The following is an 18542-nucleotide window of genomic DNA, read 5'->3' on the forward strand; positions in this document are numbered from 1 at the left end:
AATGTCCGGGGAGCTCTCGATGAGGAGGTAGTACGCACTTCCCGCGCTCGATGCAGTCCATGAAGCCGCACCTGAGATCCACGCGCTTGAGGTTTCCCGTCGGCGGTGGTCTGTTTGGTGTGGAATGTTCCGGTCGGGGGCGCGTACCCGTTCCGTTTCAGGCGGGTTTCTCCGGTGCGGACATTCGTCCTTCTCGCGGCGTGCGGGGGCGTGCGGCGGGGGTTCCGTTCTTCGTCTCGTGGCCGCGAAGCTAGTCAGCCCGGAAGGAGGGCCGGAAGGGGAGTTGCCCGAACCGGTGACCTCGCCTTATCCGTTCGTCCCAGTTGTTCTCCGGGGGTCTTGCCCCGGCCGGGTGGCCGGGGCGGTGCTGCCGGGCAGGGGTGGGGATCTCGCGGGAAAACCGACGAGCTCTCGGTCGGCGGGAATGCTGCGGCGGTTTTGCCGTGGTGCACCGGAACGGCGGTGCGGGTGGGCGGGGCGGTTCTATAGCCGGTGGAGCCCGTCGAGCACGCGGCGCATGAGTGCGAGCTCGGGGTGCTCGGTGCCGGGGTCGCCCGACACGCCCGTGGGTGCGCTGTTCCCGGAGGTTGTGCCGGAGTCCGGTGGTGCGGGGGCCGGAGTCGGTGGGCCGGGTGCCGGGATCGCTCGTGGTGGCGCGGGTGCGAACGGCCTAGGGTGCCGGTCCGGGTCGCACAGCGGCCAGCGGATGACTTCGGTGGTGGGGTGTTCGCGCCGGAAGTACGACTCCAGCCGCAGCGCGGCCAGCCGTCGGGCGGCGGGGCCGCTGCCGCCCGCGTGGCGGGGACGGTAGCAGGCGCGGTTTCCCCACAGGGTGAGCACGATCGCGGTGCCCGCCAGCAGCACCGCCGTGCCCAGCAGCATGGCGGGATGGGTGTTCATTCGGGTCCTTTGTGGTTCCGTGGTTGTTCGGGGGTCGTTCCGGTGGTCGGTGGTCGACCGCCGAAGGCGAGTGCGGCGGCGTAGTCGCTCAGTTCGTGGGAGAGGTGTCGCAGTGCCGAGGCGGTTTCGGCGCACTGCCGGGCGGTGGCCCGCCCGGCCGCGATGTCGCGCATGGTTCGTTCCAGGCGCTCCGGGTCGTGGGACGGGGTGGGGTTCGGCCGTGCCGAGGGGCCGGTCATGAGGCATCACCGGCGCGCGGCACCGTGTGCTGCCGGGGCGGTCGCGTGCGGGTGGAACCGCGTTCGGCGGTGGGCATTCGCGTCGTCCTTTCCGCGTCGTCGTGGTTGTCGTGTCGGGAATTCGTCGTGTCGTTCCGGGCTGTCGTCGTGTCGCTTCGGGTGGTGGCCGTGTCGCGCCGTGTCGGGGACGGGGAGGCGTGTGCGGCGTGCTGGGGTGGATGCCGCCCGGCCGGGGCGGTGGACGGCCTGGCTCCGGATGTCGGAGGTCACGGGGCCGGGCCGTGGTTCGGCAGGGCGCGGAGTCCGGCGAGGACGCGGGCGAGCAGCTGGGGGTGTGGTGGGGCGAGCGTGGTCGGTGTGTCGGTTTCGGTGGGGCGTTCTGGGAGGGTGCTGCTGCCCGGTCGGCGCCTGGTGACGGTCGCCAGGGGGAGCGTGCCGTGCCAGCGGGACCAGCGCCCCGATCTGACGGTGGGCATGATCTCGGTGGGGGCCGCGTCGGCGCGCGGCGGGCCGGGCGGTGTCCCGGCGGGCAGTGCTACCGGTGGTGGCGCGTCGTGGGGTGGTGCGTCCGGGGGCAGTGCCCGCTCAGGGGGTCGCGTGTCAGCCATCCGGCTCGTCGTCCCTGTCGTCGGGCGGGGGTTCGGTGGGCGGTTCGCCAGTGGGCAGCTCGCCGGTGGTTGGTTCCCCGGAGGGCAGCAGGTCGGCGTGCTGGCGCAGCGCGGCGGCGAGCTCGTCCAGCACGGTGGCGGCCCGGCGGCACTGGGTGGGGCTGTAGTGCTGCCCGCCGACCGCGAAGGCGGCTTCGTCCAGCAGCCACTCGCCCTGTCGCAGGAAGACCGACAGCTGGGTGTGCGGCTGGCTCATGACCGCTCGCCCGCCCGGATCGCGGCGTCGAGCACGTCCCGCAGCTGCCGGGCCTGCTCGATCGTCCACGCGGTGCGGTTGTAGACCGTGGGGGTCTCGATCCGAATCACCTGAGGCGTCCACTGTGACCGCCAAACCAGCAGTGAATCGGGTCCGGCCTCGTGGCGGCATCTCACCCGTACTCCGAAACCTGTCCAGTCGTACGTCTGTGGCATAGCTGTTAAGTGCTCCGTCGAATCGTTGCATCGTTACGCGAAACAGATTGCCGCTAACTGAAACTTATAAACAATCCCCTAAACGGGGGATCGTTTAAGGAACACACATCTGGTTAGTGTTTGTTTCATGCGACGAAACAGTGGAGGAACGCCGAAAGCACGTGCACTTGGCGCGGAACTGCGTGAGGTACGAAAAAACGCAGGGTATAGCCTGCGGGATCTCGCCAAAGAGCTCGAGGTGAGTCACGTTCGTCTACAACGTTACGAATCGGGCGAAACAGTTCCCGCCTCCGAATTCGTTGCCGCCTACATAACAACCCTCGGTGCACCCGCCCAAACGCGAGATCGGCTCACGAATATGGCCCGTGACGCGGACAAGCTCGATTGGCTATCGACAGCCACGTCTGGAGCACGCAAGGAGCTGACCACGCTCATCGAGTTCGAGCGCAGCGCCAGTCACATCACCGAAGTCGCTACCGGTGTGATCCCCGGACTGTTGCAGACGTCGGACTACGCACGAGCGGTGATGCAACATCTCTCGCTCGACGAAATCGAAACGATGGTGTTGATGCGGGTAGGCCGTCGCGAAGTACTGATGAAGCCGAAGGCGCCACACCTGACGTGCTTCATCTCCGAGGCGGCGTTGCTCGAATCCATCGGCGGCCATGCGGTCATGGCCGAACAGCTTCGACACGTTGTGAAGATGAGCGAATGGGACAATGTCGATGTGCGCGTGGTGCGGATCGGAGCGACCTCGCTGCACCCGGCGCACATGGGCTCGTTCATCCTGTTCGAGTTCCCGAAAGCTACGCCGATCGTGCACATGGAGCAGTACCACTCGTCGGTGTCCCTGCACAACCCGGGTACCGCAAAGGCGTATCAGGATGCGGTTACTAACCTGCACGAAGTGGCGATGAGCCCCGAGGCGTCGGCAGAGTTCATCGCCAACTGTGCAGACGAAAAGGAGAACGACATTGACGATACACCCCCAAGGATGGCGGAAGTCTAGTCGCTCAGGACAACGTACGAGCTGTGTCGAGGTCGGCCGTATCGCGGACGGCGCGGCGGTGCGTGACACGAAGGATCGTTCGGCCGGGTACTTCACCACGACCGGCGCTCAGTGGGCGGCGTTCATCGGTGCGGTGAAGGCCGAGAAGTTCGACTGATTCCGCGTGTGAAATCCAGCGCCTCCGGATGCGTTCCGGAGGCGCTTTTTCGTGCCACTCCCGCTCGTTCTGTCCGGCGCTGAGGCGCCCTCGTAGCCACCACACCCGGACAGCCAATCCCCGCGTGCGCGGGGCCTACCACCGCCGGTGGGTGGTCTCCAGCGTCGCGTTGGGTCCATCCCCGCGTGCGCGGGGCCTACGCCGGATACGTCACCACCCGCCGGTCGGCGAACGGTCCATCCCCGCGTGCGCGGGGCCTACGAACGCGGTGAAACCGGGCCGCGCCCGAAGGACGGTCCATCCCCGCGTGCGCGGGGCCTACACTCACTGCGCTGGGATTCTAGCGCGGCGAAGACGCTGTGAACACCACTCCGTCACGAGTCTGCTTCAGTCGAACGGTAACGGGATCGGATTCGCCGGACCAGTTCCCTGAGCGGTGCCGCCAGCTCGGGGTGATCACCGATCTCGACTCGGCGCAGCAACCGAGCCGCCACGTGCAGCAGCGCGATCTCGCCGTTCGGGGTTTCCAGCACGTCGGCGAAGGTTCGCCACACTGTCTCGGCCGTTCGCGGCGCGAGCAGGCTGTAGCAGTACAGCGTGGCCGCGTCGGTGCCCACTGGTCCGCGTCCCCACAGTGTCCAGTCGAGCAGCCCGAACTCCGGACAAAGCAGGTTCGTCCAGTGCAGATCCCCGTGCACGGTTTCCCAGCGTCCTGCGTTCTCCCATCGCCGCACCGCGTGGTGCGCGCCGACTCGTTCGAGCCGTTCGGCGACTTCCGCCGCGTTCTTGTGCTCGCGTTCGGTGGGAACGGTGGCCAGATGATCGAGTCCGCCGCGCAGCTCGCGCCACCAGGAGTCGGGGAGCTGGATCTCTTCGTGGAGCGCGTCCTCACCACCGCAGGGATGCCCGGCCAGGTGGGTCATGAGCTCGGCGCGTTGGCGGCGGATCCCGGGGATCTCCCATTCGTGGGTGGTGAGCACGCGGGGTTTGCGGATGCCGGTGACGGCGTTCGCATCGGTGTTTCCCCGCCACCGGTCACCGTAGGCCCAACGGGGTTCCTCGGTGACCACGCGCAGCCAGTACCTTCCGTCAGCGCCGAACGCGGGAGCCCCGATGGACAGCAGCCGCCAGCCGTAAACCGGTTCGCCGAGAGCGCTGAGTCCGAAGTGTTCGGCCGAGTGGTCGAGGTTCTCACGCATCCAGGCGGCGAACTCGCGGTCGGCCCGGGCGGTCTCGGACTCGGTGGGGCTCATGTGTCCAGCAGGTGACGCAGGTAGGTGTCGGGGTTGTCGAGATAGCGCCGCCAGTGGTCGACCAGCTCCAGCTCTCGCCACTCTACTCGGTCGATTCCTTGCTCGCCCACTTCGAGGATGTCCGCACCGGGAGTGGAGGCCAGAATCGGCGAGTGGGTGGAGCAGACGACCTGGGCACCGCTCTCGCCGAGCTGATGCAGCAGTGCCACCAAGCGCAGGCAGGAGGTGAAGGACAGCGCTGCTTCTGGTTCGTCCATGACGTAGAACCCCGGGCTGGCCATCATCTCGTGGAACACGGTCAGGAAACCTTCGCCGTGCGACATCGAGCTGGTGTCCGGCTCCCAGTAACCGGGGACGCCGCCGAGTCGCTCGGTCATCCGGAACGCGGTCTCCGCGCGCAGGAAGAACCCCTGCTTCTTCGAGCGTGGCCCGCCGAGCATCCGCGAGCCCGCCGGGGTCGTCTCCAGGCTCAGCCGCTGCCCGAGTTCGGTCGTGCTCGGTTCGGGGTGCCCGCGCTTCGCGGCGAGCTTGCCTCCGTAGGAATCGAGTCCGAACGCTTCGGCGACGGCCTCCACCAGCGTGGACTTGCCGGAACCGTTGTCCCCCACCAGGAACGTAACCGGAGCCCGGAAAGTCAGGCCGTGTTCGACGAGCTCGGTCACGCACGGCACCGTGAACGGCCACCGACCGCGTTCGGCGCGGTCGGGGGCATCCCGCTCGCGTACGCGGGCTCGTCGCACGAACACCCGGCAGGTCTCCTAGGCGTCGTAGTTCGGCTGGCACCCGCACTTGGGGCCACACGGACCCGCCCCGGTAGGCCAGCACGAAGGATTGCAGGCTGGACCGCAGTTCGGTCCGCACTTAGGATCGCACGCCGCTTCGGAGGCCGCGTCGAAGTGGTCACGCAGCTGTCGTTCGACGGAGTACATGCGGTTACCGGCGAGGATTTCGGACAGGGTGTTCTCGCGGGCGTTTCCGACGGGCATCCAGCGGGCGAACACGCAGGGCCACACTTCACCGTCGCAAGCGATCGCGACCGCGCCGTCGCCGCAGTGTCCGCACAGTTGGTCCGGGCCGGTCTCGGCTTCCCGGATGCCGCGACCAACCTGACGCAGCCGGTCGGTTCCGATATCGGTGACTCCGAGTTCTCGTAGTTCGGCCACGGCCTGTTCGCTGCGTTGCGTGTCGGCGAGATCCACGACCCCCACTCGCAGCGGTATCGAGCGGCGGACGGCTTCGGCGATGTTGGCCTTCGTCCGTGCGTGGGTGTCGCGCCACGTCACAGCCGCGTGTTCGGCCGGATCATCGGAGTAGTACGAGGTCGCCAGCCGCACTCCCGGCCGAGAAAGCACTTCCCACATGGCGGGGCGCACGTGCACCAGGTTCGAGAACACCTCGACGTGCATTCGTCTGTTCAGGGCATGGTCCACCAGAGCGGAGCAGGAAGGGTGCAGGGTGGGCTCGCCCCCGATGAACTGCACCAGCCGAGTACCGAGTCGTCCGGCTTCATCGAGGACGCGGCACCAATCGGCCTCGGTCATGTTTCCGTGGCTGCCGCGAGGACCGGAATCGGCGTAACAGTGGGTGCATTCCAGCTGACATTTTCCGGTGATCTCCAGCCAAACGAACGACAAGTCGCGCAAGGCAATCTCCAATAAAAGTCGATGATCTCGAACGCGTTCCACCGGCGGCGTTGTCAGAACGCCGCTCGGCGTCGACCAGGCAACAGGTGTGTTTCCCGCCTTCACGGCTGGTAGGGCGGGGTTTGGTGGTGGCGGTGCGTACGTTTCCTGGGAAATTGACGACCGGCCACCACCGGCCCGGTGTGTCTCCGCGGTTGTCGGGGGCGTGCCGAGAGCACGGTTCCGGGTCGGTCTTCACGGGGAGTGGACCGCGGGGGACGGAAGATCGGAATGATGCTGAGGTATCTAGAGGCGGTGCAGCTCGTCGAGGACGCGGCGCATGAGTGCCAGCTCGGGAGGCTCCGGTGCCGATGCTGATTCAGGGGAGGAAGCTGAAGCAGCGGTAGCGGTATTCATAGCGGTCGGGCTGGTGGGAGTCGGCACGGCCGGTGGGGACTCCGGTCTCGATACCAGTGAGGGCGCCACCGGGGCGGGTGGGGCCGGCCCGAACAGGTGCGGCTGCTCGTCCGGATCGCAGAGTGGCCAGCCGATCAACTCGACGGTCGGGTACTCGTCCCGGGCGTAGTGCTCCAACCTGAGTGCGGCCAACCGTCTGGCGGCCGGGCCACTGCCGCCCGCGTGGCGCGGCCGGTAGCCGGCCCGATGACCCCAGCCGCCCAGCACGAGCACGGCCCCCGTCAGCACCACGGCCGTGGCCAGCAGCACCGGCGGCGCACTCATCGCTGATCCTCCCCTCCGGGGGGCTCGTCGGGGTCGATCGACCCCGACTCCGGCGGCTGCCCGCCGCTGAAGGCGAGCCCGGCCGCGTAGTCGCGCAGCTCATCGGAGAGTCGTTGCAACACCCCGGCGAGTTCCGCGCACTGCCTGGGGGTGGCCCGCCGCGCCGGGATGTCGTAGGAGGCCTGCTCCAGCTTCCACTGCTCATGGGCCAACCACATCCCCAACCTGCCCGCATAACTGGTCACCGAGCATCACCCCCAGCACACCGCACCGCCGCATCCAACACATCCCGCAACACACGAGCCTGCTCCACCGTCCACACCGTCCGGTTAAACACCGTCGGCGTCTCGATCCGAACCAACCCCGGCGACCACCGCGAGATCCACACCAACAACGACGACACCCCCACCTCATTCCGACACCACACCCGCACACCCGGATACGACACGTCATAGCTCTCCGGCATCACTGACCTCCACTACAGCTTGCTTGGCTCAACTCATCGGGTGCAGCCTGCACCATCAATGAGAATCAATCAAGAATCATCTCTATGATGAGCATCAAATGCATCCAATTAGGTGAACTAGCAAGTTCCTTGCTGGACTCAATCCCCTTGATGCTTGCATGATTCGCACTAAGGATCAGCAAAGCTCCAGTGAGGAGAGGTCATGCAACTGAGGTTCTTGGGCACGACCAGCGGCAGCGATGCATGCCCCAATCTGTACGAGACGGATCGCGGCACCTATGTCGTTCAGGGATACAAGATCACTGACTCCGAAGCACTGCGGACGTTGCACGAACGTGGCCTGCCGGAGACTGAGAGCGCCGTGGAGATCCCCAAAGCACTGCTGAGCTTTGCCGAGGAAGCGTGATGACGGAGTGCACGATAACCGGGCGTGACGAGCTACGGAGGTTGTTCACCAGGTTCCGAGACAGCGCGTTTCGGCTGGAAGTACACCGGCACTATCAAGGTTCGGACGGAGCGGAGCCGCTGCATCGGTTCCTCACCGGACAACCACCGGACGACACATGGATACACCCCTGGTTGGAAACGGTCAGAAGCCGAACCGAGCACGGTGCCCGTTTTCAACGGGTACGGGTACTGGCAGAACCCATGACTTCTTACCAGCTCTACGCGCGTGCTCTGGCACTGCGCTGCAACATCCCGGCCGGTGAGGACATCCGGACGCTATCGGAGTCCCGAGCCGGCGAACTCGAACTGCCTGGACATGACTTCTGGATGTTCGACGCGCGATGGGTAACGACGATGCACTTCGACGAAAGCGGGAACTTCACGGGCGCCGAGTTCATCACCGCCTCGGACACTGTCAGTCAGTATCGTGAGTGGGCTCGGATAGCGTGGCAACACTCCACGAGTTACGAGACGAGTCCGATGGGAACGTAGAAGGAGCACGAAGCGAGTGGCCACCTTCGACGAGCGGCGCGCACAGTTCGGCGAACGCCTACGCGGTTTCAGAGCGCAGACAGGGCTGAACGGACGCGACTTCTCCTACGCCCTCGGAGAGGGATGGACCCAATCCAAGGTCTCCAAACTGGAGACGGGAAGACAGACTGCCACCGACTCCGATGTCGTCGACTGGCTGCATGCCTGCGGAGCATCGGAGCCGGTTGTGCAGCGGGTTCTCGACGAGCTGCGTGAGTTGCGCGTCGAAGAGGTCACATGGCGCCGTCAACTTCGGGGCGGTCATCAGGGTCGCCAGTCCCAGATAGCTCGCCTCGAACAACACGCGACGAGGATTCGTGGTCTCAGCACAGCTCTCGTTCCCGGCCTGGTCCAGACGGCCAACTACGCACGGGCCGTCTTCACCACTCAATCGGACCTTCACGGCACTGAGCGTGATCCCGACGAGGCGGTACGCGAACGTCTTCGCAGACAGGAAGTCCTCTACGAACCGGATAAACGGATCGACATCCTGATCACGGAATCAGCTCTGCTGCACTCCGTGGTCCCACCGGCTGACATGATCGCACAGCTGGACCGGCTGAACACCATCCTCGCGCTGCCGAACCTGCGGATGGGCATACTTCCGGCTGGGCGAACTCTGCCGCACACACCGATTCACGGATTCTGGATCCTCGACGACCACGTACTCGTCGAGAACATCACCGCGGAGCTCCGTATCACCGACCCGGACCAGATCGGCGTGTACGAGACGCTCGCCGACCAGCTCTGGTCCGCCGCCGACGTAGGGAACGACGCGAGCGCGATCCTGCAACGCCTTACCGAGCTCTATCGCGACAAGCTCGAAGACTGAACAACCGAGACCTTCGCTCCGGTCGACATCCTGCAACGAACCCCCCAGTTCCGGCCGACGGCACCGGGCGGTTTTCGTAGCAGGATCAGGAACAGCCCCTGCCTCTCGTCATGCGGGGCCCGCAGAACCAATGGCTGCACGACCGACCACAGCCAAGGCGTTGCGGTCCATCCCCGCGTGCGCGGGGCCTACCTTCGTCGATACATCCGCGCCTGGCGAGAAGAGGGTCCATCCCCGCGCGTGCGGGGCCTACCGCAACAACATCCCACGTCATCACCGTCACTCGGGTCCATCCCCGCGCGTGCGGGGCCTACACTCACTGCGCTGGGATTTTAGCAGTGGGAAAGCGTTGTGAGAACCACTTCGTTCTTCCCCTCTTCGGCGTCCTGGGGGCGCGGTGACGAGATTCGGTCGTGCTGGCGGGGGCTCCGCTGAGTACTGAAGAAGAGCCGCTTACCGAGTCATCGAATGACCATTGTGGGTTTGAGGTTCCGGCCCGGATCGCAACATCCGGTCAGGGTTGCCACGGTCTCCCGGCACACCTCAGCGGCGTCGGTGAAAGGAGGCTGGCGGGGTTTCGTTCGTGAGGTAGCGCGTTGTTCGTCCGTAGCGGCACGGCGCTCTCCGTAGTCGGCGCGGGGAGTTCGTGCTGTGCGTTCAGGTCACTCCATCACCCACTCGATGTTCGTCGGGCACTCATGCGTGCGCAGGAACTCCCGCAGGGCCGCGAGCGTGTCTTCGGCGCTGATCTCGTAACCCGCCGGAAGCTGGGAGTGGTGGCCACCGCGCCAGTAGTCCACGGGTTCGGTGTTCGAGCCGTGCGCCGGACGAAAGGAATCCTGCCCGTCCCACCACGTGACGACACCACGGTCACCGTCGAGCCCGACCGAGAACTCGGTCGCGGCGCCATCCGAGATGTTCACGAAGAACGACCACGCTTGCTGCGGTTGCCGCTCGTTCGCCTCCTGAAGGAGATCGATCACGTCCAGATCAGCGGGAAGTTCGCCCACGTCGATTCCGCCTTCGGTCAGCAGCTCGGAGGCAATCGCGTTCGATGTCATGGGTGTCCCTGTCCCCTGTACGTCTTCGTGAACGTGGACCCGTCCTGTCCGCTTCCGTAGACCGTCAAGCTATACCCCTCCGGTAGAAGACTCGGCAGCGCCTTGTCACACGTGTTGGGGAAGTTTCGTTGCCGCTCGATCCCGCACGGGACGTTGTTGATCGCCAGCTCCCCGTGTGGCTGTGCGCTGTCGATCATCAGGGCCGCGAAATTCGCTTCCACGTGGCCATCCACCCATCTGGGGTTGACACCCGCGCGCTTCAGACGTTCGCGGATGATCTGCGAGTAGTGTTCACTCATCCCGGAGCGCATCGGGGGAAGCGGATGCCCGTCCTCGCCGAAGCGACCGACTCCCATCGTCTTCTCACCCACGCCAGGGATCACGCGCTTGTCCAAGTGTTCCGCCAGGCCAGCGGCTTGTGGTGGGTAGGAGTCACCGTGCGGGCTCTTGACCGGCTCGGATGTCCGTACGGAACCCGCCTCCGATCGGGGTGTCTCCAGCGGAGCCGGTTCCCCTTCGATGCTGGTGCGGTAGCGCTGGATGGTGCGGAGGGCCAGCGTGATCTTGCGCCAAGCTTGCCGCATGTCTTCGGCGGTGGTCTCGTGCTGGTTCAGGAGGTGTTGGGCGTTCGGGTCGTTGGTGCCGGACAGGCGTTCGGTGAGTTCCTGTCCTCGTTGGTTCCAGGTGCTTCCGGCCGCGACGATCGCTTCCTGGGCTTCGGTGGCTTTCGTGGTGGTGATCGCCAGTGACCGCCCGATTTCCTCCAACGCGCTCATGGTGAGCTACGAACCGGCCGCGTGCTCGTTCGGTGATTCGCGTCGTTTTCCGAGGATGCCTTCTGGCTTGCCGCAGCGCGAGGGCTTCGCCGGATGTCTCGACTCATGAGCGAGCTTTCTGCTCGGGGCTCTTCGATGCCTGCCGTGTGGGGGCGTTCCTTCGATTCATCCCCGCGTGCGCGGGGCCTACGTCTACCGCGATACGCCGCGGGAGCATCCGCACGGTCCATCCCCGCGTGCGCGGGGCCTACGAGGGTTCGCTGCCTCCGATGGCGATGGTGTTGGGTCCATCCCCGCATGCGCGGGGCCTACTGGGTCGGCAGGGGATGGGATTGATGAGGAGTCGGTCCATCCCCGCGCGTGGCGGATTCGTGGGGTCGTTGCAACGGTGGTTGGTTATTTGCTGGTCAGTAGTGTAGTCCATCGGTGTTTGGGGGTGTCCCAGTTGAGGGTTTTGCGGGGTCGGGTGTTGAGTTCGCGAGCGATGTCGGTGAGCTGGGTTTGCTGCCGGGGAGGGTCGGTGCCTTTCGGGAAGTATTGGCGCAGCAGCCGGTTGGTGTTTTCGTTGCTGCCGCGTTGCCACGGGCTGGCCGCATCGCAGAAAAACACCGGGATGCCGGTACGAGCAGTGAACTCCTCGTGGTAGGCCAGCTCGCTGCCCTGATCCCAGGTCAACGTCCGGGTGAGATGACGAGGAACGCGGGCTAGACTGCGCCGCAACGCCGTGTTGACATGCTGGGGCGTTTGTCCCCACGGCAAAGCCACCAATGTCACATAGCGCGTGGTGCGCTCAACCAAGGTAATGATCGCGGTCGCGTTATTGCGCCCAATGAGCAGATCGCCTTCCCAATGACCGGGCACAGCACGATCAGCGGCTTCGGCCGGACGATGATCCAGCATCACCGACGGAGTCACGAAGAAGTGCTGCCGCTGCCGCGTTTCCCGCCGAGACCGCCGCCGACGACGCCCACTGCGCAACTGCCGACAACTATGCTGCCGCAACCGCCCCCGATGACGGTGATACATCGCCTGATAGATCGTCTCGTGCACCACATGCCGGTCAGGCTGGCCCGGAAACCGCCGCCGCAGATACGCAGCGATCTGCTCCGGACTCCACTGATGCCCCAGCTTGGTCTCCACCACCTGCCGCAGCCGCCCATCACGGGCGATTTTGCCCCGCTTCGGTCGAGGCCTACGCGCCCGCGCCCGCGCATGCGCCCCGTGCGGACGATAGGCACCATTCTGCTGGCAATTCCGCCGCAACTCCCGACTGACCGTGGACGGATCACGCCCCAACTCCCGCGCAATCACGCGCACACCGGCCCGCTCCCGACACCGATCAGCGATATGAACCCGCTCCGACTCAGACAGAAACCGCCCCGACACCTCTGCCCGCCCACCCCGCGGCTTCGGCACCCGACCATTGCGCCACATCTTGCCCCGACGCGGATCCACCCCCACCCGACGACACGCCTCACGACTGGACACACCCTGCTGCATCAACCGGAAGTATTCCGCCCGCGCCTGCGCCAACCGAAAAGACCCACCACTCACACGCCTCTCCAGGCCCATCACAACCCCCACACACTCAGGCGTTGCAACGACCAGCAGAACCCACGACGCGCGGGGCCTACACTCACTGCGCTGGGATTCTAGCGGCACGGAGGCACTGTGAGAACCACCTCGTTCGTACTTCCTCCGAGCGTCCGCTTGGAGCGAGGAGCTTTCTGGCACTCCGCTACGGGAATAGCACATCGTTCGTGTGCTTGGAGCCGCACTAGCGGTTCACGATTGCTTCGCGTTGGCGTCCTCCGGGAACGCCAGGTAGCTGATCGAGCTGAGGTCGATCCCGTACCGAGCGTAGATTTTGGTCGTGTTCTCGCCGGTGAGGTCCTGCTCGGCATACCCGAGTCGGTCGGCGACGGCGAGTACCGCTGACGTGCTCTCGGCTTCGATCTCAGCGTACGGTGGTATGTGCGGCCACGCGTCGATGGTGACTTCGGCGCCGTCGAGCTCGAACCTCACTCGCGTGTTCTCCTGGTACGCCTTCGGTCGGTAGCCCAGTTTGCCGAGCAGGATGTTGGTCGTTTCGAAGTCCGAGACCGTGACCTCGGTTTCGGTGGTGCCGTCGATACCGTCGTCAGCGATCTCCTTGATCGTGAGCGTGGTCTCAGTACCCGTGTCACGTAGGCGAACCCATCGTGATTGGTCGCCAGGAACGATGTCGTAGACGTAACGGCGTTGCCGTGCTCCGTCGATCCTGCGCCCGCCGAGCGCGACTACACGGTGTTCGAATTCGTCCGGATCGATCTCCAGTACCTTCGCCTCGTGCTCGGTCATCATGATGCGGTGAGCCCTTCGTTGACGTGAGGATCGCGGGACACAAGAGGGTAGGGAACTCGCGTGCTGGGCCAGTCGGGCGTACTCCGCTTCGCGGAACCGTACGACCTCGGTGGCGAGCTCCCCGTGCAGGAACTCATCAAGAGGTTGGCACAGGTCCATTCGCCGGATGCAAACACCGACCATCCACCGGCCGTCGCGATCTCGGTACAGGCGCAAACCGTAGAAGCCCTCCTGGCAGTCGGTGCCGTTGTTGAACCGACATCCGGCACACGTGTCCGGCAAGCGCGTGGGGCGCAGACGCTTGAACGAGATGTGCCGACCGTCGGCCATGCGGTACTCGGTGCGGGCACCGGACACGCCCGCTGTGACGTGGTCCGCTACGGCGACCGCACCTCGTTCGGCGAGAACGCGCTCGATCGCGGCTACTGATGCCGTCCCGTGGTCAAGGCTGTTCAGCAGACGTACCGAGATCGTTGACGAGTACTCGTCGAGCAATCGGTGAACCCGTTCGACGTGCGTATCGTCGAGTACGACGATATTCGCCCGTGCTCCGATGCCGTACCGTTCGCAAGTCGCTATGGAAGCACGCAGCGCCTCGATCTTCCTCGCGGCACGTGTCGTGTCCTGAAACCGCGTGCTCTGTACCTGAGCGAGCTCGCTCGCCGTGGTGCCGAACACAGAGAAGTTCACGTGATCGAGCCCAGCGCGAGCGCACGCCCCGAGTACATCAGCGCCGTGTTCGCCGTTCGAGGTCATGCGTACCCGGTAACCGACGTCACGAGCGAGCCGCACGACCTCTACCAACCGGGGGTGCAGAGTGGGTTCGCCTCCCGTGATGTGCAACTCGGTCAGCCCGAGCTCACGTAGCGTGATGAGCGCACGCTGATACTCTTCGCTCGGTTCTACTGTGGCGGGCAAGAAGTTCGCCCCGTTGCTCGCGGCATAGATGGAAACACGTCCCGAGGTGCCCGCTGTGACGAACTCCCCGGCCGTTCGGCGGCTGTTGTCGGCTACGACTGGCGTGCCCTCGTTGTGGCAAAATGTACATGTCATCCCGCACGCGTCCACAACTTTGATCCGCAAGGTCGTGTCTTTGTCCACGTAGGTCGGTACGTTCGCGGCGACATCCGGCATCATTCGATTTCCCGCGTTGATTACAGTTTTCGTGTGGTGGAGCGGAGCCGGCCGAAAAGGTCCGGCGTCGGCGTTACCGATGCAGCGATCCGTCCGGACCAAGTGGACAGACGGGGCAGCGCTCGTAATGTTGGGCAGGAGTGCCGAACCTCGGGAAGGCGAGGCAACCACACTCGGCGATAACGACCTCGCGGCTTTCGTGGAGCTGTATCACCGGGGGTTCGGGTACTTCGTGCCGAACGAACTCTCCTCGAAGGCCCACCGCGTAAACGCGTGCGTCGTCCTCGATCCGAGTCTTCAAGGGCATGGTTCGCCCCCAGGGCACGGGGACTGGTGCTGCGTGTGGAGATTCGTATGTGAATCTCGGATGTGCTTCGGGGCGTCGCGCCCGGACGGCTCTCGTTGTGCGCCGTGTTCGGCGCGGCGTCCGTTGCTCACGTGCGAACGAGCGTTTCGCTACCGCGCGGGTCGCTCGTGCGGTCGATACGGGTGTTTGCACAGTCCGCTACCTCTCCAGCGCTTCGGCAGTGCCATCACGAGCCTCCGTCGTTGTGGCCTGACACGGGAGGGAGCGATGCCGGGAGCGCAAGGGGAGAGTTCGGGGAGAGTTGATTTTCTCCTCGGGTAGTCGGTTCGTTACTGTCGGATACGGACTGATCAGAGGAGCAGGTGTGCCGGAGCCCAACGAAGCCCTACGCGCTGCGCGGCAACGCCTAGGGTCACCGTCATCACCGGGCCAGCCGATGACCCGCCAAGAACTGGCCGAAGCCGTGAATGTCCAGACCTACCGGCTGACGGAGAAGATCACCGAGGTCGACGCCAACCACATCGGCAAGTGGGAGCGCGGCGACATCCGCTGGCCAGCCGCTCACTACCGGTGAGCGCTGCGGCACATCCTGAATGCCGATTCAGATCTCGAACTCGGGTTCAGGCGACGTGGTAACGGGTGTACCACTGAAGACGTGGACAGAAGGACTTACCTCGGAACGACCCTCGGACTTGGTGTCGGGGTGGCGCTGGCGCGAAGTCGCGGTGCCGGTGTGACGGGTGGCTCCAGCGAAGATCTCGTCACGTCGATCGCCGCACCGACCGAGTCTTATCGGCGCATGGAAGCGTCGGTCTCTTCGCGGGATCTCGCACCCGCCGCTGAAGGACATCTGCGGCTGGTGAAGCAGATCGTTCGGAACAAGCCGCACGACGCGCGGGGATTCGCCGCCCTGAGCGAAGTCGCTGGTTTCTCGGCGTGGCTCGCGGCTGATCGGGGCGATACGGTCCTCGCGTGTGCGCGGTACCGGGAGAGCATCCGATTCGCCGAGTCAGCCCGCAATCCCCTGTTGGTGTCCTACATGATCGGAAGTCTGGGACACTTCGCCGTCGAGATCGGTGACTCTCGTCAGGGAGTGCGACTGCTCGACAAGGCGGCTCGGCAGCTCGACAACAGCAGTCCGGCCGCCGCCCGGGCATGGCTCGCGTCCCTGCGAGCGGTCGCCTTCGGCGCGCTGCGGGACCGAGTGGCGATGACCGAAGCGCTCAACACGGCCGAACACCTCGCCGATCGACGTCCCGGTGAGGCCCGATGGCCGTGGATGTTCGCTTTCACCTCGGCGAAGGTGGCTCGCTACCGGTCCAGTGCGCTGGCTAAGTTCGGTGACCTGTCGGCGGCGAAAAGCGCCTACGCCGCCGCACTCCCGGGCATGACGACTCCCAAGCCCCAGGCGCTCGCGAAGGTCGAGCACGCGTTACTACTGGCACGGACGGCCCATCAGGATGAGGCCGCCAAACTCGGCCTGGAAGCGCTGCGGGTCGGCAGGCAGTACGGTTCCGAGCGGATCGTGTCGAGCGTCCGAACGCTGCGGTCCGAGCTGCCGGTGCGCAGCCACGAGGTCGAGGACCTCGACCGGATGTTGACCGAGCTCTACGAAGAGGACCAGCGGTGACGAAACTGGCCATCACGGGACACCGAGGTCTCCCCGACGACACGGAACGACTCGTGGACACCGCGCTGCGCGAGGAGATAGCGGGCACCCCCGAGGTCGTCGGAGTGAGCTGCCTCGCCGACGGCGCCGACAGCCTCTTCGCGCGTGCCGTGCTCGACCACGGCGGAGAGCTCGTGGTCATCGTTCCGGCGGCCCGGTACCGGGAAGGGCTGCCCGCCGAGCACCACCCGACCTACGACGCCCTCGTGGCACGTGCTTCGGACGTCGTGCGGCTAGACCACGTGGAATCCACCTCGCGGTCCCACATGGACGCCAGCCTGGAAATGATCGAACGAGCCGACCGGCTGATCGCGGTGTGGGACGGCGAACCGGCACGGGGCTACGGCGGCACCGCCGACATCGTGAAGGCGGCGCGAGACCGAGGGATACCGACCACCGTGATCTGGCCGGAGGGCGCCCGCCGCGACTGAGGCCGGGCGCGCCCGAGCGGATCGGCGCGAGGAGCACGACATCGATCCGCTGCGGTGCCGCGAGGTTCTCCGGCGCTACTCGGCTGATGAGTGAGAGCTCTGGTCGGAGTTCTTCGATGACTTCTGTGTTGATGGTTCATTCGGTTTAGCCCCCGCGTGGGGGCTACCCAGGTGGGCTGACCAGCCGAGCGAGCGGGAATCGGCTACGTCGTTTCGACCAGGCTTGGGGCTGTCCTGCCCACTTTAGGACGCGGTACTGTTCTCGCCGTCGCGGTTTCTCGAACTCCTGTAGCCAACGCCACGCGACTCTCCGTCCGCCGTTTTCGTAGTCGGTCATCGCGGCTTACACCGACCAGCACAGCACCTGGATCCGTTGGAATCGCTGAACCAGGAGGTTCGGCCGATGGCCGAGCATCACTCCTCTGTGACGGCGATCGGTATGAAGTGGTCGCATCCCACACGGGAACCCCGTGCAGGATGCGACGTGCTCTGCTTTGAACGAGCTGAACGGCTCGATCCGATCAGCGGAATATTCCGCGCGGGGCGAATCCGGGTGGAATCGCGATTATCGCTGGTACTTGTTCACTGCCGGAAGAAGATGACACGGCACGAATGCTGGGGCGCACGACTGGGATTTTCCCGTCGGCGGTGTTCACGCGCTCTGGGCCCACGCGTTGGAGACCCGGGCACCGAGATCGCACCACACGGTCGATGTCTCGTACGCGAAGACCCAAGGACCGTAGTGGGTGTAGGTCTCGCCGCCGAGCTTCTTGCACACGGCCACGGCGCGGAAACTGTCCCCCCGGTCTCCGACGCAGGTGATGGAAACGCCCTTGTGCCCGCCGCTTCCCGTTATGTAATTCTCACTACAGCCATAGACGTCGGTCGGTTGTTCCGGTGTCGCCGTGGCTACCCCGGCGAAGCCGAGCGTGGCTCCGAGGGTCAGCAGAACCGCTGCCGCGATCCGGGAGAAGGTTCGTATTAACTGCATGCTTTTCCTGTTGTCCTGGGGAACCCGGTGTTCCCACCGGTCGGGACGGTAAAGTCCGAGGCGGGATCAAAGACAGGCTTCTTTTCTTTTCTCACTCGAAAAGATCAATATTTACGTGTATCGATTTTGTTTGGTTCATAAATAAATCTTTCTGTGTCGAGTCCCGTCGAAACCCGCGATTTCGGTACGGGGAGCTCGCGTGCCCTGTGTCCGCGCGTCGGTGAGCTGTGTGCTGAGAGCGCACCACGGTGCTCAACGCGAACTCGCTGCTGAGCTTCGTGGGCATACCGTTGATGTCGCTGTTCGGGCCGCTGTCCGGCTGGTTCGGTAGGCGCACCGATGGTGCTCGGCGGCATGGTGATGCGGCTGTGCCGGACGACGGTATGCGGTCCCGGTCCGCCTGCCTCTCCGAGCTGTTCCGACGTCCCCGAGGCGGGATCGTTCACCGAGTCATCGTAAGACCATTGTGGATCGATGGGTCGTACTGGATCGTAGGACCGCCACGGGGCCTCGAAGCTCGTTCCCGTCCTCCGCCGCTTCGCCCGCCCCGATCC

At 65.2% G+C, this 18542-nt stretch carries 23 protein-coding genes and 1 pseudogene; 9 read left to right on the top strand and 15 right to left on the bottom strand.

The features are described 5' to 3' along the window. Window positions 1–483: 483 nt before the first annotated feature. The 4 genes from BLQ75_RS16790 to BLQ75_RS16800 form a co-directional block, all read right to left on the bottom strand. Entirely contained in the window at window positions 484–900 is a 417-nt protein-coding gene (locus tag BLQ75_RS16790; protein WP_092603449.1) for a hypothetical protein, read from the bottom strand. Beyond that, complete coding sequence (locus BLQ75_RS16795) at window positions 897–1139, bottom strand: hypothetical protein (RefSeq protein WP_092603451.1); 243 nt, start codon at window positions 1137–1139, stop codon at window positions 897–899. Before BLQ75_RS16795 ends, BLQ75_RS16790 begins: the two co-directional genes overlap by 4 nt. A gap of 266 nt (window positions 1140–1405) precedes the next feature. Then, entirely contained in the window at window positions 1406–1747 is a 342-nt protein-coding gene (locus BLQ75_RS23110; protein ID WP_139183011.1) for a hypothetical protein, read from the bottom strand. After that, on the bottom strand, window positions 1740–2003 hold the full coding sequence (locus tag BLQ75_RS16800; RefSeq protein WP_211481425.1) for a hypothetical protein: 264 nt from the start codon (window positions 2001–2003) through the stop codon (window positions 1740–1742). The genes BLQ75_RS23110 and BLQ75_RS16800 overlap by 8 nt, the downstream gene beginning before the upstream one ends. Before the next feature lie 342 nt (window positions 2004–2345). On the opposite strand from BLQ75_RS16800, the gene BLQ75_RS16810 reads away from it, so the two are divergent. Continuing rightward, window positions 2346–3227 (top strand): helix-turn-helix domain-containing protein, encoded by an 882-nt coding sequence (locus BLQ75_RS16810; protein ID WP_170837540.1) that lies wholly within the window; start codon window positions 2346–2348, stop codon window positions 3225–3227. Next, entirely contained in the window at window positions 3193–3384 is a 192-nt protein-coding gene (locus tag BLQ75_RS16815) for a DUF397 domain-containing protein (RefSeq protein WP_092603453.1), read from the top strand. The genes BLQ75_RS16810 and BLQ75_RS16815 overlap by 35 nt, the downstream gene beginning before the upstream one ends. Before the next feature lie 374 nt (window positions 3385–3758). Here the strand turns inward: BLQ75_RS16815 and BLQ75_RS16820 are convergent, their stop codons facing one another. From BLQ75_RS16820 to BLQ75_RS16840, 5 genes are all read right to left on the bottom strand, one after another. After that, window positions 3759–4637 (bottom strand): hypothetical protein, encoded by an 879-nt coding sequence (locus tag BLQ75_RS16820; protein WP_092603455.1) that lies wholly within the window; start codon window positions 4635–4637, stop codon window positions 3759–3761. After that, window positions 4634–5383: an AAA family ATPase gene (locus tag BLQ75_RS16825; protein ID WP_425286466.1), complete on the bottom strand. Its 750-nt coding sequence runs from the start codon at window positions 5381–5383 to the stop codon at window positions 4634–4636. Before BLQ75_RS16825 ends, BLQ75_RS16820 begins: the two co-directional genes overlap by 4 nt. Before the next feature lie 12 nt (window positions 5384–5395). Continuing rightward, window positions 5396–6280: a radical SAM protein gene (locus tag BLQ75_RS16830; RefSeq protein WP_211481427.1), complete on the bottom strand. Its 885-nt coding sequence runs from the start codon at window positions 6278–6280 to the stop codon at window positions 5396–5398. A 285-nt stretch (window positions 6281–6565) separates the two neighbouring features. Continuing rightward, window positions 6566–7000: a hypothetical protein gene (locus BLQ75_RS16835; RefSeq protein WP_092603457.1), complete on the bottom strand. Its 435-nt coding sequence runs from the start codon at window positions 6998–7000 to the stop codon at window positions 6566–6568. After that, on the bottom strand, window positions 6997–7245 hold the full coding sequence (locus tag BLQ75_RS16840) for a hypothetical protein (RefSeq protein ID WP_092603459.1): 249 nt from the start codon (window positions 7243–7245) through the stop codon (window positions 6997–6999). Before BLQ75_RS16840 ends, BLQ75_RS16835 begins: the two co-directional genes overlap by 4 nt. Before the next feature lie 423 nt (window positions 7246–7668). On the opposite strand from BLQ75_RS16840, the gene BLQ75_RS16850 reads away from it, so the two are divergent. The 3 genes from BLQ75_RS16850 to BLQ75_RS16860 are packed head-to-tail and all read left to right on the top strand — an operon-like array spanning window position 7669 to window position 9276. Then, window positions 7669–7872, top strand: a complete 204-nt coding sequence (locus BLQ75_RS16850) for a hypothetical protein (protein WP_092603461.1) — start codon at window positions 7669–7671, stop codon at window positions 7870–7872. Further along, entirely contained in the window at window positions 7872–8405 is a 534-nt protein-coding gene (locus BLQ75_RS16855; protein ID WP_092603463.1) for a DUF6879 family protein, read from the top strand. The genes BLQ75_RS16850 and BLQ75_RS16855 overlap by 1 nt, the downstream gene beginning before the upstream one ends. A gap of 16 nt (window positions 8406–8421) precedes the next feature. After that, complete coding sequence (locus BLQ75_RS16860) at window positions 8422–9276, top strand: helix-turn-helix domain-containing protein (protein WP_092603465.1); 855 nt, start codon at window positions 8422–8424, stop codon at window positions 9274–9276. A gap of 662 nt (window positions 9277–9938) precedes the next feature. Here the strand turns inward: BLQ75_RS16860 and BLQ75_RS16865 are convergent. From BLQ75_RS16865 to BLQ75_RS24230, 4 genes are all read right to left on the bottom strand, one after another. Further along, window positions 9939–10337 carry an Imm1 family immunity protein gene (locus BLQ75_RS16865; RefSeq protein ID WP_092603467.1) on the bottom strand — a complete coding sequence of 133 codons (399 nt, stop codon included), beginning with the start codon at window positions 10335–10337 and terminating at the stop codon, window positions 9939–9941. Continuing rightward, window positions 10334–11113 carry a DddA-like double-stranded DNA deaminase toxin gene (locus BLQ75_RS16870; RefSeq protein WP_092603469.1) on the bottom strand — a complete coding sequence of 260 codons (780 nt, stop codon included), beginning with the start codon at window positions 11111–11113 and terminating at the stop codon, window positions 10334–10336. Before BLQ75_RS16870 ends, BLQ75_RS16865 begins: the two co-directional genes overlap by 4 nt. Before the next feature lie 396 nt (window positions 11114–11509). Continuing rightward, the gene (locus BLQ75_RS16875) at window positions 11510–12601 is read right to left on the bottom strand and encodes an IS30 family transposase (RefSeq protein WP_425286468.1); all 1092 of its coding nucleotides are present in this window, start codon (window positions 12599–12601) and stop codon (window positions 11510–11512) included. Window positions 12602–12898: 297 nt separating this feature from the next. After that, complete coding sequence (locus BLQ75_RS24230; RefSeq protein WP_084133907.1) at window positions 12899–13456, bottom strand: class IV adenylate cyclase; 558 nt, start codon at window positions 13454–13456, stop codon at window positions 12899–12901. Between the two features lie 60 nt (window positions 13457–13516). Between BLQ75_RS24230 and BLQ75_RS24235 the strand changes: the two genes are divergently transcribed. Continuing rightward, the gene (locus BLQ75_RS24235) at window positions 13517–13885 is read left to right on the top strand and encodes a hypothetical protein (RefSeq protein ID WP_244515648.1); all 369 of its coding nucleotides are present in this window, start codon (window positions 13517–13519) and stop codon (window positions 13883–13885) included. A 123-nt stretch (window positions 13886–14008) separates the two neighbouring features. Here BLQ75_RS24235 and BLQ75_RS24740 read toward each other — a convergent pair. Further along, a pseudogene (locus BLQ75_RS24740) lies at window positions 14009–14593 on the bottom strand (radical SAM protein); the annotation flags it as partial. 740 nt (window positions 14594–15333) lie between these two features. On the opposite strand from BLQ75_RS24740, the gene BLQ75_RS23575 reads away from it, so the two are divergent. From BLQ75_RS23575 to BLQ75_RS16895, 3 genes are all read left to right on the top strand, one after another. Beyond that, window positions 15334–15471, top strand: coding sequence for a hypothetical protein (locus BLQ75_RS23575; RefSeq protein ID WP_170837541.1), 138 nt, complete (start codon window positions 15334–15336; stop codon window positions 15469–15471). Between the two features lie 81 nt (window positions 15472–15552). Continuing rightward, the gene (locus BLQ75_RS16890) at window positions 15553–16527 is read left to right on the top strand and encodes an NsdA family TPR-like regulatory protein (RefSeq protein WP_483069170.1); all 975 of its coding nucleotides are present in this window, start codon (window positions 15553–15555) and stop codon (window positions 16525–16527) included. Next, a complete protein-coding gene (locus tag BLQ75_RS16895) occupies window positions 16524–16997 on the top strand; it encodes a hypothetical protein (protein WP_092603473.1) in 474 nt (157 codons plus the stop codon). Before BLQ75_RS16890 ends, BLQ75_RS16895 begins: the two co-directional genes overlap by 4 nt. A gap of 652 nt (window positions 16998–17649) precedes the next feature. Here the strand turns inward: BLQ75_RS16895 and BLQ75_RS16900 are convergent. Then, window positions 17650–17988 (bottom strand): hypothetical protein, encoded by a 339-nt coding sequence (locus BLQ75_RS16900; protein WP_092603475.1) that lies wholly within the window; start codon window positions 17986–17988, stop codon window positions 17650–17652. Between the last annotated feature and the right edge of the window lie 554 nt (window positions 17989–18542).

It is taken from the genome of Actinopolyspora xinjiangensis (genome assembly GCF_900104475.1).
Classification (GTDB): domain Bacteria; phylum Actinomycetota; class Actinomycetes; order Mycobacteriales; family Pseudonocardiaceae; genus Actinopolyspora; species Actinopolyspora xinjiangensis.

What these genes read in the sequence shown, in the direction of transcription:
- BLQ75_RS16900 (WP_092603475.1), bottom strand. Translation starts at nt 17,988, where the DNA reads ATGCAGTTAATACGAACCTTCTCCCGGATCGCGGCAGCGGTTCTGCTG.
- BLQ75_RS16870 (WP_092603469.1), bottom strand. Translation starts at nt 11,113, where the DNA reads ATGAGCGCGTTGGAGGAAATCGGGCGGTCACTGGCGATCACCACCACG.
- BLQ75_RS16800 (WP_211481425.1), bottom strand. Translation starts at nt 2,003, where the DNA reads ATGAGCCAGCCGCACACCCAGCTGTCGGTCTTCCTGCGACAGGGCGAG.
- BLQ75_RS23110 (WP_139183011.1), bottom strand. Translation starts at nt 1,747, where the DNA reads ATGGCTGACACGCGACCCCCTGAGCGGGCACTGCCCCCGGACGCACCA.
- BLQ75_RS16795 (WP_092603451.1), bottom strand. Translation starts at nt 1,139, where the DNA reads ATGACCGGCCCCTCGGCACGGCCGAACCCCACCCCGTCCCACGACCCG.
- BLQ75_RS16835 (WP_092603457.1), bottom strand. Translation starts at nt 7,000, where the DNA reads ATGAGTGCGCCGCCGGTGCTGCTGGCCACGGCCGTGGTGCTGACGGGG.
- BLQ75_RS16820 (WP_092603455.1), bottom strand. Translation starts at nt 4,637, where the DNA reads ATGAGCCCCACCGAGTCCGAGACCGCCCGGGCCGACCGCGAGTTCGCC.
- BLQ75_RS16865 (WP_092603467.1), bottom strand. Translation starts at nt 10,337, where the DNA reads ATGACATCGAACGCGATTGCCTCCGAGCTGCTGACCGAAGGCGGAATC.
- BLQ75_RS16855 (WP_092603463.1), top strand. Translation starts at nt 7,872, where the DNA reads ATGACGGAGTGCACGATAACCGGGCGTGACGAGCTACGGAGGTTGTTC.
- BLQ75_RS16850 (WP_092603461.1), top strand. Translation starts at nt 7,669, where the DNA reads ATGCAACTGAGGTTCTTGGGCACGACCAGCGGCAGCGATGCATGCCCC.
- BLQ75_RS16810 (WP_170837540.1), top strand. Translation starts at nt 2,346, where the DNA reads ATGCGACGAAACAGTGGAGGAACGCCGAAAGCACGTGCACTTGGCGCG.
- BLQ75_RS16790 (WP_092603449.1), bottom strand. Translation starts at nt 900, where the DNA reads ATGAACACCCATCCCGCCATGCTGCTGGGCACGGCGGTGCTGCTGGCG.
- BLQ75_RS23575 (WP_170837541.1), top strand. Translation starts at nt 15,334, where the DNA reads ATGACCCGCCAAGAACTGGCCGAAGCCGTGAATGTCCAGACCTACCGG.
- BLQ75_RS24230 (WP_084133907.1), bottom strand. Translation starts at nt 13,456, where the DNA reads ATGATGACCGAGCACGAGGCGAAGGTACTGGAGATCGATCCGGACGAA.